Annotated in this window: 10 protein-coding genes; 8 read left to right on the top strand and 2 right to left on the bottom strand. The window is 39.5% G+C overall.

The window, feature by feature from the left end; translation table 11 throughout:
- Positions 1-3: 3 nt before the first annotated feature.
- The gene (locus ACFSR3_RS05505; protein ID WP_379820076.1) at positions 4-1,665 is read right to left on the bottom strand and encodes a DUF4270 domain-containing protein; all 1,662 of its coding nucleotides are present in this window, start codon (positions 1,663-1,665) and stop codon (positions 4-6) included.
- Positions 1,666-1,684: 19 nt separating this feature from the next.
- Positions 1,685-2,491, bottom strand: a complete 807-nt coding sequence (locus ACFSR3_RS05500) for a glycogen/starch synthase (RefSeq protein WP_114758495.1) — start codon at positions 2,489-2,491, stop codon at positions 1,685-1,687.
- A 107-nt stretch (positions 2,492-2,598) separates the two neighbouring features.
- On the opposite strand from ACFSR3_RS05500, the gene panC reads away from it, so the two are divergent.
- The 8 genes from panC to ACFSR3_RS05460 all read left to right on the top strand — a co-directional run bounded on the left by panC (position 2,599) and on the right by ACFSR3_RS05460 (position 12,762).
- Positions 2,599-3,444: a pantoate--beta-alanine ligase gene (gene panC / locus ACFSR3_RS05495; protein WP_379820075.1), complete on the top strand. Its 846-nt coding sequence runs from the start codon at positions 2,599-2,601 to the stop codon at positions 3,442-3,444.
- Between the two features lie 13 nt (positions 3,445-3,457).
- On the top strand, positions 3,458-3,808 hold the full coding sequence (gene panD, locus ACFSR3_RS05490; protein ID WP_114758493.1) for an aspartate 1-decarboxylase: 351 nt from the start codon (positions 3,458-3,460) through the stop codon (positions 3,806-3,808).
- 2 nt (positions 3,809-3,810) lie between these two features.
- Positions 3,811-4,773 carry a lysylphosphatidylglycerol synthase transmembrane domain-containing protein gene (locus tag ACFSR3_RS05485; RefSeq protein WP_379820074.1) on the top strand — a complete coding sequence of 321 codons (963 nt, stop codon included), beginning with the start codon at positions 3,811-3,813 and terminating at the stop codon, positions 4,771-4,773.
- Positions 4,774-4,816: 43 nt separating this feature from the next.
- Entirely contained in the window at positions 4,817-5,962 is a 1,146-nt protein-coding gene (locus ACFSR3_RS05480) for an alpha/beta hydrolase (protein WP_379820073.1), read from the top strand.
- A 206-nt stretch (positions 5,963-6,168) separates the two neighbouring features.
- On the top strand, positions 6,169-7,530 hold the full coding sequence (radA, locus tag ACFSR3_RS05475) for a DNA repair protein RadA (RefSeq protein ID WP_114758490.1): 1,362 nt from the start codon (positions 6,169-6,171) through the stop codon (positions 7,528-7,530).
- Positions 7,531-7,543: 13 nt separating this feature from the next.
- On the top strand, positions 7,544-9,535 hold the full coding sequence (locus ACFSR3_RS05470) for a transglycosylase domain-containing protein (protein ID WP_379820072.1): 1,992 nt from the start codon (positions 7,544-7,546) through the stop codon (positions 9,533-9,535).
- 187 nt (positions 9,536-9,722) lie between these two features.
- Positions 9,723-11,345, top strand: a complete 1,623-nt coding sequence (locus ACFSR3_RS05465; RefSeq protein WP_379820071.1) for a DUF4139 domain-containing protein — start codon at positions 9,723-9,725, stop codon at positions 11,343-11,345.
- A 73-nt stretch (positions 11,346-11,418) separates the two neighbouring features.
- Positions 11,419-12,762, top strand: coding sequence for a PQQ-dependent sugar dehydrogenase (locus ACFSR3_RS05460; RefSeq protein ID WP_379820070.1), 1,344 nt, complete (start codon positions 11,419-11,421; stop codon positions 12,760-12,762).
- Positions 12,763-12,795 lie beyond the last annotated feature (33 nt).

The following is a 12,795-nucleotide window of genomic DNA, read 5'->3' as shown; positions in this document are numbered from 1 at the left end:
CGTTTATTCTTTAGGTTTGCTATAATAAATTTCAAGCTTAACACCATTTTTTTCACTTCCGTTACCATCCGCAGGAACATTGCTTCCATATAGTTTAGTTCCCAACAAATTTTGCACAGAAGAATAAGGAACATCTTTAACCTGGATATCTCCCTCAGTAAAAGGTGTTTTAAGCTTATAATTGGTTATAATATTAATGTTATCAGTAACGACAAGACCTAGCTTAACATTGGTCGAATCGCCTTTAATAATGTTTTTGATATGATTGGTAAGTCTTATTTTATAAGCTATCCTTCCATCGCTAAGGGTATCGATGATACCTCCAAAATTATATTTATCCAATTTAGGGTTACTCTGATAAGTAGTCGCATCCATCGAATAGTCAATTATAGGTTTCCTGTTTTTAAGGTCATACAAGTATAAACGCCATGGAGCAACAACGTTTCTACTAGCATTTCCACCCATTCCGTTCTCAGCATTATTATCCACATAAAAAACAAGATTAGCCTCGTTTATAAGAACATTGTTACCCGCACCCTTTCCAATAGTTTGTATAAGCTCATTGATTTTAGCATCATTTAAGCTAACAACAGCCATTGATCCGGCACCACCTTTTAAATACAATCTGTCATCTCCTAATGTAACATCGGAGTTAGATACAGCAGTATTAAAATCAGTATTATATGTATTATCAAAAAAGTTTATAGTATTCCCTTTAAGGTTAAAGGTAACTGTTTTTCTGATAAGCCCTTTTTCAAGATCAGGTCCGGCAGTTGTACCTGAAGTCAGCGCTTCATAATCACGCATTTTAACCGTAATGGTTCCCGAAGCAAAATCAGGGATATTCATTACAGCCTTATCAAGTTGTTCAACTTTAAAGTAAAGCCCCCTGAAATAATTTTTAAAGACAGTATTATTAATAAGGTTTCCTCTGTTAGCCTGGCTAAAGAACAATTCATTAAACCTCGCTGGGTCAAACTGAATATATAACCCCGGTTTTTTTCTTTCAACCACCTTATCAGTAACATTTCCGTCATCACCGGTTACTTTAGCGTCAATTCGCACTTCTTTTAGGCTAAATGTAGTATCTCCTTCGAACAATGGCTGACCTACAACCATGTTCTCTACCATAGCTTTGTCATCAGAGAAGTAACGCTGCGTATTATCAGTCGCTCCCGGATCAGTATCTCTTAAGTAATAACCATTTTGATATATCTTAAGATTGAACTTAGCTTCAGGATCGCCAAAAATATAAGTATTCAGACTATTCCCCCATTCATAAATCGTCTCCCCGTCTTCGCCCGCTTCCTTTGCAGTCGTATAATAAGGAATATATAAATATACTGAATCTACAACCGGTTCATAAAGTGTTGGGTTTTCAGAAGCCATTACCACCTGGGTAACAAAATTTGAAACGGTTTTACCAAAAACAGGATTATCATAAACCCCAAGCTGGTTCTGTGTCATGTTATTTGCCTGAACTGCACCTGTTGGTCTGTCATAAGCAACAACACTTACCTCTTCTCTTTCCATATCACTATGGATGTCGCCATCGATAACATCTGCCCCTAAAAGATTAAAGTCGTCGTCACACGACACAAAAAGCACAACACTAAACGCCGTTAAAGCAAATACGAGTTTCTTTAGAAATGAACTATTCGTCATTATATTTTTTTTAGATTTACTATAAAACCTGATTTCTATAGAAATTAGTATACGCCTCTGCAAATTTATCTTTGCCTACATACGGAAGGAATGGTTTTCCTGAAGCTTCAACAAACTTCACTAATTCATCAGAAAGGTTTTCAGACGCTATGATAACACCATCAGAATGTGCTATCGAAGCCTTCATAACATTATTATAATCAGGAACTTCAAGCATCTTCACATCGCTTTCAGGCACATTGTCAAACAATACTTTTTTAAGCATATCGTTATCCAGAGTACCGTCAAAAGATTGTCCGTATACCGATGTTACAATTTTTGTATCAGCAAAAAGTGCTTCGTTCTTATAATAATGCTTCATGTATACCGGAAGCATACCTGCAAGCCATCCATGTACGTGGATGATATCCGGCACCCAATTCAGTTTTTTTACTGTTTCGACTACCCCTTTTGCAAAAAAGATAGCTCTTTCATCATTATCCGGGTATAATACTCCGTCTTCATCGCTGAAAGTCGCTTTCCTCTTAAAGTATTCGTCGTTATCTATAAAATAAACCTGTATTCTCTCTTTAGGGATTGAAGCCACTTTTATTATCAGGGGCATATCCATATCGTTTACCACCAAATTCATCCCTGATAATCGGATTACCTCATGCAATTGATGCCTTCTCTCATTAATATTACCATACCTCGGCATGAATATTCTTATCTGTCCGCCTTGATCATTGATCATTTTCGGTACATCATATGACATTAAAGAAACTTCATTCTCAGCCAAATAAGGCACTACTTCAGATGATACATACAATATCCTCTTATCCTCCATGTTAAAACTTATATAATTTCTAAAGGTGTTAAAACACGCAAAATTAAACAATTTTGCGCATTTTATAACTATTATATTAATTTTGCTTCGAATATAATATACTACTAATGCTCATTTTCAACAAAAAAGCTGATTTAACTACATTTTTATCAGACTACAAAAACAAAAGATCGACCATAGGTTTTGTACCTACAATGGGTGCCTTGCATAAAGGGCATCTCTCGTTATTAGAGAAGTCGGTAAGCGAAAACGACATTACCGTAATCAGCATTTTTGTAAACCCTACCCAGTTCAACAACCCCGAAGATCTGGAAAAATACCCAAGGACACTGGAAGCTGATGCCGAAAAAGTAAAAACGGTAAGTGACAAGATTCTGATTTTCGCCCCATCGGTAGATGAAATGTATGAAGGCAATATTGTTTCAGGTCATTTTTCGTTTGATGGACTTGAAAATCAAATGGAAGGCGCACACCGCCCAGGGCATTTTGATGGCGTAGGCACTATTGTAAAAAAACTTTTTGAGATTGTAACTCCTGATAATGCCTACTTTGGCGAGAAAGATTTTCAGCAATTACAAATTGTAAAAAAGATGGTTGAAAAAGAAGCAATGCCAATAAATATTATTGGTTGCCCCATCAGCCGCGAACCGAATGGTCTTGCCATGAGTTCAAGAAACCAAAGGTTATCTGACGAGGATAAAGAGAAAGCTGCATTTATATACAAAATACTTCAGGAAGCAAAGCAACTATTTGGCAACAATAGCATTGAAGATGTAAAAAAACATATTTACGATGCTTTTGAAGCACGTCCTGAATTTAAAATGGACTATTTTGAGATTACTGCTGAAGACGATCTTATCCCTGCCAACATTAAAGAAAACAAGGCTTACAGGGGTTTTATTGCAGTTTTTTTAAGCAATGTTAGGTTAATTGACAATATATCATTAAATTGATTACCTTTGCGCCATGCAAATTCAAGTTGTAAAGTCCAAGCTTCACCGTGTTACGGTGACTGGAGCTGATTTAAATTACATAGGCAGTATTACCATAGACGAAGCGTTAATGGAAGCAGCCAATATTATTGAAGGTGAAAAAGTTTCTATCGTAAACATCAACAATGGTGAGCGTCTCGAAACTTATGCGATTAAAGGTAACAGGAACAGTGGCGACATAACGTTAAATGGTCCTGCGGCAAGAAAAGTACAGCGTGGTGATATTATTATCATCATATCTTACGGTATCATGGATTTTGAAGAAGCCAAGAGCTTTAAGCCTACATTGGTTTTCCCTAACGAAAAAGACAATTCCCTTACCTAGGTTTGAACAAGAAATTAAGCAAAATTTTAAGTATACTACTCCCACTTTCAGTGGGAGTTTTTTTAGTTATATATACTTATAACCAGTTTACACCTGCTCAGTTTGAGGAGATAAAAGGGTATTTTAAAAATGCCGACTATACCTACATCTATCTTTCCATGCTGATTGGCCTTTCGGGTCATATTGCCCGTGCTTACCGCTGGAAATATACGCTTAACCATATAGGATACACCAGCCCATTCATGGTGCGTTTCAGTGCAGTATGTGTTACCTATCTGATGAACATGACCGTTCCGCGAAGTGGCGAAGTAAGCCGTGCATTGGTACTAAAACGCTACAGCGATGTACCCTTCGATAAAGGCCTTGGCACTATTATTAGCGAACGCGTGGTAGACTTGTTCCTGTTATTGTTTTGCGTAGCCGGAACTGTTATACTTCAGTTTGGCACACTTAAAGAATACCTTACCCAAACCATTCCTTATCAAAATCTAATTGTATACGGCATTTGTTGTGTTGCCCTTATGGGAGGAGCTATCCTTTTTTATATGTACAGCAAAAACAAATGGCTGCTGAAACTTAAGGAAAAGATATCCGGACTTATGGAAGGTGTTTTGAGCGTAGCCAAAATGCCTAATAAATGGCCTTTTATGTTCCTTTCGGTTTATATATGGTTTAGCTATGTGTTAATGTTCTACATTACCATTTTTGCCATACCTGAAACGGCACAACTTAGTTTTGGCGTAGTATGTGTGGGCTTCGTTATAGGCAGTCTTGCCGTAACCTTTAGTAACGGCGGATTTGGAGTTTACCCGGCAGCCCTTGCAGGAGTACTCGGACTGTATGCCATACCTAAAGAAGCAGGAACTGCATTCGGATGGCTTACCTGGGCTTCACAAACCGGGCTGATAGTTTGTCTTGGAGCACTCGCATTTTTAGTGTTGCCTTTACTTTATAAACGCAAATAATTGTTACCTTGCTTGGCGTTTCTACTAAAAAACACGTAAAGCAATGAAAAACAAAACCTTACTCTTTTTCTTACTTTTTACAACTGCCTTATTTGCACAAAAAAAGGTTAATGAAGACATCCCTTCGGAAAAACTTAAAGTAAACAGACAAATTACCGTGGTTACTCCGGCATCGTATGATTCTCCGGCTAACAAGAATAAAAAATATCCACTTTTGGTACTGCTTGATGGTGATTACCTTGTAGACCCATTTTCCGGTATGCTGTCGTATACCGAGTACTGGAATGACCTTCCGGAAGTTATCATAGTAGGTATTAACCAAAACAGAAACAACGAGCGCAAGACCGACTGCCATGTTGAAAAAGAAACGGGACTTCCAGATGAATTCAGCGAAAAATTCTTCGACTTCATTGTTACAGAAATGATGCCGTATGTTGAGAAAAAATACCGCATCTCTCCGTTCAAGATTATTGCAGGCCATGACCTTACTGCCGGCTATATTAACTTCTTCCTGTATAAGGAAAATCCATTATTTAACGCCTATATTGCCCTAAGCCCTGAGCTTCCTAAAGAAATGGAAGAAGATCTTGCAGGAAGGCTTGCCGACATTAAAACACCTATATATTATTATCTGGCAACTGCGGATGGCGATGTGGCAAAAATGCAAAAGAAAATCAAAACGCTTGACGAGAATATTAAAAAAGCACCAAGCCCTACGCTTAAGTATTATTTTGATGATATAAAGAATGCCTCGCATTACTCACTGGTTCCTTTTGCAATTCCTGAAGCTATGTATCATATCTTCTCTATATACCAGCCTATCACTTCTACCGAATATCAGGAAAAGATAGTTACACTTAAATCCGGTTATGTTGATTACCTGACTAAAAAATATGATGTAATCCAGAAAGACCTTGGTGTAAAAATTCCGGTACGTCTTAACGACTTTAGAGCCATTGAGGCTGCTATCCTTAAAAATGGCGCGTATGAGGAACTGAAATTACTATCCGATGTTGCTTCTAAAAACTATCCTAAAACAACCTTTGCCGAATACTACACAGGTTTGTATTATGAGAAAATGGGAGAAAACAAAAAAGCTGTTAATGCTTATATGAAAGGTTATGGCTATAGCGAAGTAGGCGAATATACCAAAGACATGATGCTTGAAAAAGCGGATAATCTTAAATAAAAGTTGCTGAGTGACTAAGTTACAAAGTAGCTAAGTTTAAAAAACTTTATCCTTTATAGATATCATTGAAAGTTAAAATTTCACTGTAGAGACGTTGCAATGCAACGTCTCTCTCTTTTAACCAAATAAACAAACCACATAATTTTAACTTTAAAACTTCTGTCTTTTCATTATTTTTGAGAACCAAAAAAACATAAGATCATTTCATGGCCAAACTAAAAACGACCTTCTTCTGCCAAAACTGCGGCACACAGTATGCCAAATGGCAGGGACAATGTAATTCCTGCAAGCAATGGAACACCATTGTAGAGGAAATTATCCAGAAGGAAGAAAAACAGGCATGGAAGCCAAGCACAGGTGAAGTAAAAAGAGCTGCAAAACCACTACGCATAAACGAAATTGATTCGGCTGCTGAGATCAGGCTTGATACCGGTGATGCCGAACTGAACCGTGTATTAGGCGGCGGACTGGTACCGGGATCGCTTACCCTTTTAGGTGGTGAACCCGGCATTGGTAAAAGTACGCTCCTGTTGCAAATTTCGTTAAAGCTGCCCTTCCGAACGCTTTATGTATCGGGTGAAGAAAGCCAGAAACAGATAAAGATGCGTGCCGAAAGGATTACGCCTGCTGCCGACAACTGCTACATACTTACCGAAACCAAAACCCAGAATATATTTAAGCAGATAGAGGCTATTGACCCCGAAGTGCTTATTATTGACTCTATACAAACCCTGCATACCGATTTTATAGAATCATCGGCGGGGAGCATTTCGCAAATACGCGAAACAACAGCCGAGCTTATCAAGTTTGCTAAAGAGACCAATGTTCCGGTAATACTGATAGGCCACATAACCAAAGATGGCAGCATTGCAGGGCCTAAGATACTGGAACACATGGTAGACACTGTACTTCAGTTTGAAGGTGACAGAAACCATGTATACCGCATACTACGCTCACTAAAAAACCGTTTTGGGTCTACCGCCGAATTAGGCATTTATGAAATGTTGGGTACAGGATTAAGGGAAGTGTCAAACCCATCAGAGATATTGATTTCCCACAAAGAGGAAGAGCTAAGCGGAACCGCCATTGCAACCACTATGGAGGGTATGCGACCACTTATGGTTGAGATACAGGCACTGGTAAGCACCGCAGTATATGGTACACCCCAGCGTTCTACTACCGGATACAATGCAAAAAGGCTGAACATGATACTGGCGGTTCTTGAAAAAAGAGCCGGTTTCAGGCTGGGTGCCAAAGACGTTTTCCTGAACATAACAGGAGGCATAAATGTAGACGACCCCGCTATAGACCTTGCTGTTGTAGCGGCAATACTGTCTTCTAACGAAGATATTCCGGTAAATAAAGATTTTTGTTTTGCCGGCGAGATTGGCTTATCAGGCGAGATACGTCCGGTAAACAGGGTAGAACAGCGCATACTGGAAGCCGAAAAGTTAGGATTTTCAACTATTTTTGTTTCCAAATACAATAAGATATCATTAAAAAATACACTGATCGAAGTGAAACTCGTAGCCAAGATAGAAGATGTGGCAGGCTATCTGTTCGGTTAAGTAATTATACAGAATGCGAAAAAACAGAATTAAAAAAATAGCCCTTTGGGCAATCGGAATAATTGTAGTACTCATCATCGTTTCAGGAGTGCTTTTCTTTGCTTTCAGGAACTCTATCCTGCAAAAAGCAATAACAAAAGTTTCCGGCAAAATGAATACTGAGTACAATAGTACCTTTACCGTAAAAGAGGCTTCTTTTCATGGACTTTCGGGTATTGAGATGAAGGAGATAGTACTCGCTCCAAAAAATGCCGATACTCTTTTAAGTGTAAAAGAACTTAAAACAAGCATTAACCTGATGCACCTTCTTACGGGTGATATACAACTGGGAATCCTGGAGATGAAAAACGGCTTTATTCAGCTTGTAAAGAACGAAAACGGTAAGAACTTTGACGCTTTCCTGAAGAAAAAAAACAAAGACGAAGAAGAGGATAATACTGACGGTCCCGACTATGCATCACGTGCCTACAGGCTACTGAACAAAGCGCTAAACCTTGTCCCTACTGATATGGTGCTCACTAACCTGAACCTTCGTCTTGACGACATGGGCAGAAAGGTTACGCTCCATCTTAAAGAACTTAAACTTGCCGACAAACAACTGGAATCTACCATTGGAGTTACCGCAAAAGACATTGCCCAAAACTGGAAAGTAAAAGGTTTTGCTGACCCAAGGAACAAACAGGCCGATCTGGACTTCTTTAATACCGATGGTACACAAATACAGATCCCTTACCTTAACGAACGTTACGGACTAACATCGGGCTTTGATGCCATCCACCTCAATTTGGATGATATAGATATGAGCCTTGGGAAACTACACATAGACGGTTATGCTTCCATTAAGAATTTCATGATCAACCACAAGCGAATCGCTAATCAGGATGTGATAATAGACAATGCCCGTTTTGACTACCGCTTCCTTTTAGGATCTGATTTTATTGCCCTGGACAGCACCTCAACGATGCAGCTGAACAAAATAAAAGTACACCCTTTCCTGAAATACAGCGTAGAGGAAGATACCATTTATGAAATGAAGGCCCGAATTCCAAAAATGGCTGCTCAGGATTTTATAGTATCATTACCTAAGGGACTTTTTACCAACTTTGAAGGTATGGAGGCCGAAGGCAGTTTTAGCTACAACCTTGACTTTTTGTACAATAAGAACAAACCCAAAGAACTGGTATTTGACAGCAGCCTGAAAAAAGATGGATTTAAGATCATTAAATATGGTGCTGCCGACCTCGCCAAACTTAATACTGCATTTACCTACAGGGCTATTGACAATGGCAGGATACAACGTGCCATTCCTTTGACAGTTGATAATCCATATTATACTCCAATGGAACAGATATCGCCTTTCCTTCGCAAAGCGGTACTTACCTGTGAAGACCCTTCTTTCTTCAGCCATAGCGGCTTTATCAACGAAGCGTTCAAGCAGTCTATCATCAAGAACATAAAAACAAGGAAATTCTCTCGCGGAGCGAGTACCATAAGTATGCAGCTTGTTAAGAATGTATTCCTTACCCGTGAAAAAACACTTTCGCGAAAACTGGAAGAGATCCTTTTGGTTTATATACTGGAAAACAACCGTATTGCCAGCAAAGAGCGTATGCTTGAGGTATATTTCAACATTATCGAATGGGGTCCTGATGTATATGGCATAGGCGAAGCATCATCTTATTATTTCCAAAAAAGCCCAAGCCAGCTTACACTTGATGAGTGTATTTATCTGGCAAGCATTATCCCGAGGCCAAAAGGATTTATGTGGCAGTTTAACGACGAAGGCAAACTGAAGCCTTTTGCCGTGAAGCATAACGACTACATAAAGAAACTGATGTTGCGACGTGGCCTTGTAACCGCTGAAGACACCATTGCCCAAACCGGGCAGATAGACGTTACCGGACGCGCCCGTTCACGCATAAAAATTAAAGAAGCCAATCCGTTTGAGAATGACACCACCGGAGTAAAGGACTTTTTTATGAATCTTTCTAAGGAGATTTTTTAAGAAAAAGAGACGTATAATTTAACCACAAGGATCACTAAATAAACCACAAAGAACACAAAGCTTTGTGCCCCGGCATCGGGGTTTGTGAAACCCTTGTGCCCTTTGTGGTTAAAATTATCCGAAAATTTACGCACCTGTCCCAACCTTTTAAGCAAAAAAATAATCTATAGTAGTAAAGACAAACTTTATGAAAAAGATATTCCTTCTGCTTTTTTTGGCAACAGCCACTGCATTTGCCCAAAAACCAATATTTACTTCTGCAAAAGTAAAAGCCGCCACTGTTTATTTTAATTCGGCTGAAATTTCGCAATCTGCAGCCGTAACGCTTCCCGCAGGTACATCGGAAGTAGTAATTAAGAACGTAGCCAACTATCTGTTGGAAAACACGCTTCAGGTGGGTGTTCCTTCTAATGTTACGATACTATCGTCACAATTCACCAATAATTATATCTCAGAATTTGAACCCGATGAGAACTCCCCTGCCCTTAAAAAAGTGCGCGACAGTATAAAACTGGTTGAAGAGCAAATTGCACTTGTGTACAACCAGAAAACATCGGAACAAAAAACACTCGAACTGCTCGATAAGAACAACCAGGTATACGGGCAGCAGTCAGGTCTTAGCGTTACCGAACTGATGAAAATGGTAGATTACTATAAAACCAAACGTACCGAAACGGCCAACACCATTAATACTCTCACTGCGAAAGAACAGAAGCTTAACGAAAAACTGACTGATCTAAAAAGCAAACTGGAGGTAAACATAAGTAAAGAAGAAAAAATATCTACCGGGAAACTGGTATTGCAGATAATGAGTGAAACCCCACTCAGCACCCAATTAGATATCAGTTACCTTACACAGGGCGCTTCGTGGCAGCCATTCTACGATTTAAGAGCTAACGACATCACCTCACCTATCAATATGTTGTATAAAGCTCAGGTAGTGCAACAAACAGGTATAGACTGGAAAAAAGTAAAGCTTACCCTGTCTAGCGGCATGCCCAACCAGAGCAGCTTTGCACCCGAGCTAAGCCCATGGTTTTTGAGGTTTGAAAACCGTCAATATGATTCCTTAGCTTATGGTAACACAAATAATGTAGCTATAAGAGGTGCTGCCAGTCAGGAATTATCCGATGTTGTTGTTGAAGCCTACAGAACAACTACAAAAGCAAAATCTAACGTCGCAGCAACTATAACTGAACATCAAATGAACGTATCATTTGATATAGATTTGCCCTATGATATTGCCTCCAACGGCAAACAGCACAGTGTAACCCTGAAAGAGATAAAGCTACCTGCTACCTACAGGCATTTTTCAGTTCCGAAGCTTGAGCAGGAAGCTTTCCTGTTGGCTGAGATAAGCGACTATGCCAAATACAATATGCTAAGAGGCGAAGCCAACATCATTTTTGAAGGCATGTACATCGGTAAAACGCAGATCAATCCATCTCAGACTGCCGATACGCTGAACCTGAGTATGGGCAGGGATAAAAAGATCTCTGTAAAACGTGAAACCGTTGCCGAGAAATCGAGCACCAAATTCCTTTCTTCAGGAAAAGAACAGGTTTTCACCTATGATATCATCATCAGAAATAACAAGAAGGAAGCTGCAAAACTTACCCTCAAAGACCAATATCCTGTAAGCACCGATAAAGAAATCGAGGTAGAGCTACTACAAAGTGACAGCGCTAAAGTGGACAAAGAAACCGGCATACTTACATGGGAAATGAGCCTTAAACCCACTGAAACTAAAAAAGTGAGGATAAGCTATAAAGTAAAATCTCCAAAGAGCAAAACATTAGCTAACTTATAATATTTTGTTAACCAATGGATTAATTGCATATTTTGTAGTAAATTTAGTATATAAAACCAATTAATTCACTGCTATGAAAACAAAATTATTCTTGCTGTCCCTGTTTATAACGGGACTAGCTCAGGCTCAGGTGATAGAACTTGAGCTTTTTGCCAGCGGTCTTGACAGGCCTGCCGAAATTGTAAATGCCGGTGATTCACGCCTTTTTGTGGTAGAGCAAACCGGGAGAATTCAGATACTGAATGCTAATGGTTCAGTAAATACTACTCCTTTCCTAAACCTGAGTACTATGGTGAGCGGAGGAGGTGAGCAGGGATTACTCGGCCTCGCCTTTCACCCCGATTATGAAACCAACGGCTACTTTTTTGTAAATTATACCGACCTGAATGGCGATACGGTTGTAGCTCGTTACACCCGTAGCAGCACCGATGAAAACGTGGCTGATGCAACTTCAGCAATAGTATTGCTTACCATCGACCAGCCGTATGACAATCATAATGGAGGCTGTTTGCGATTTGGACCCGACGGTTATCTGTACATTGCTACAGGTGATGGTGGTAACGGCGGCGATCCCGGCAACAGGGCTCAGAATAAAGATGAGCTGTTGGGTAAAATCCTGCGCCTTAATGTAGATGCGGCATCACCTTATATTCCTGAAACAAACCCTTATGTAGGCATTGAAGGCGCTGACGAAGTTTGGGCACTCGGATTACGCAACCCATGGAAATTTTCGTTTAATGACGGTAATATCTGGATTGCCGATGTGGGACAGGAAAATATTGAAGAAATTGACAAAGTTGTTGCTACAGCCGCCGGCGTAAACTATGGCTGGAAATGTTTTGAAGGTACTGCCGTATATAGTACTGACAATTGCTCATTAGTAGAAATGTATACACAACCTGTTGCGGAATATGTACACGAAGGAAGCTCGCGATGCTCTATAACCGGGGGTTATGTTTATACCGGAACCATGTATCCTAACTTGCAGGGTAAATACTTTTTTGCAGATTACTGTACCGGTGAAATAGGAATGGTAGATGGAAGTACACTAAGCTGGTTAGGTGACTTTAGCCCAAACATTACCACCTTTGGTGAAGATATGAATGGCGAATTGTATGTAGGTGGAAGCGGTAGCGTATATAAGATAAAAGATACCACTGTAGGACTGAATGAATTTGCTGACAGTGCTTTTTCACTTTACCCTAACCCGGCTAAAAATGATGTTACCATCACACTTAAAGATGGTTCAGATTCAGGACTTGCTTCTGTATTTAATGTTAGCGGACAACTGGTACTGCAAGAACATCTTAACAGTGGTGACACAAAAATTAATACATCGCAATTACAGGCAGGCGTATATATGCTGAAACTACAGGTTGCCGGAAACGGTTATAATACAAAACTGGTGATTAACTAAATAATGGTAATCCAATTAAAAAGGCCGTATACA

This window comes from Flavobacterium suzhouense (assembly GCF_042684765.1).
GTDB classification, from domain to species: Bacteria; Bacteroidota; Bacteroidia; order Flavobacteriales; family Flavobacteriaceae; genus Flavobacterium; species Flavobacterium suzhouense.
This window is presented reverse-complemented; position numbering and strand designations above follow the sequence as displayed.

Excerpts from the sequence above, each read along its gene's own strand:
- ACFSR3_RS05500 (WP_114758495.1), bottom strand. The coding sequence starts at position 2,491 with ATGGAGGATAAGAGGATATTGTATGTATCATCTGAAGTAGTGCCTTAT.
- panD (WP_114758493.1), top strand. The coding sequence starts at position 3,458 with ATGCAAATTCAAGTTGTAAAGTCCAAGCTTCACCGTGTTACGGTGACT.
- radA (WP_114758490.1), top strand. The coding sequence starts at position 6,169 with ATGGCCAAACTAAAAACGACCTTCTTCTGCCAAAACTGCGGCACACAG.
- ACFSR3_RS05480 (WP_379820073.1), top strand. The coding sequence starts at position 4,817 with ATGAAAAACAAAACCTTACTCTTTTTCTTACTTTTTACAACTGCCTTA.
- ACFSR3_RS05505 (WP_379820076.1), bottom strand. The coding sequence starts at position 1,665 with ATGACGAATAGTTCATTTCTAAAGAAACTCGTATTTGCTTTAACGGCG.
- ACFSR3_RS05470 (WP_379820072.1), top strand. The coding sequence starts at position 7,544 with ATGCGAAAAAACAGAATTAAAAAAATAGCCCTTTGGGCAATCGGAATA.
- ACFSR3_RS05460 (WP_379820070.1), top strand. The coding sequence starts at position 11,419 with ATGAAAACAAAATTATTCTTGCTGTCCCTGTTTATAACGGGACTAGCT.
- ACFSR3_RS05465 (WP_379820071.1), top strand. The coding sequence starts at position 9,723 with ATGAAAAAGATATTCCTTCTGCTTTTTTTGGCAACAGCCACTGCATTT.
- panC (WP_379820075.1), top strand. The coding sequence starts at position 2,599 with ATGCTCATTTTCAACAAAAAAGCTGATTTAACTACATTTTTATCAGAC.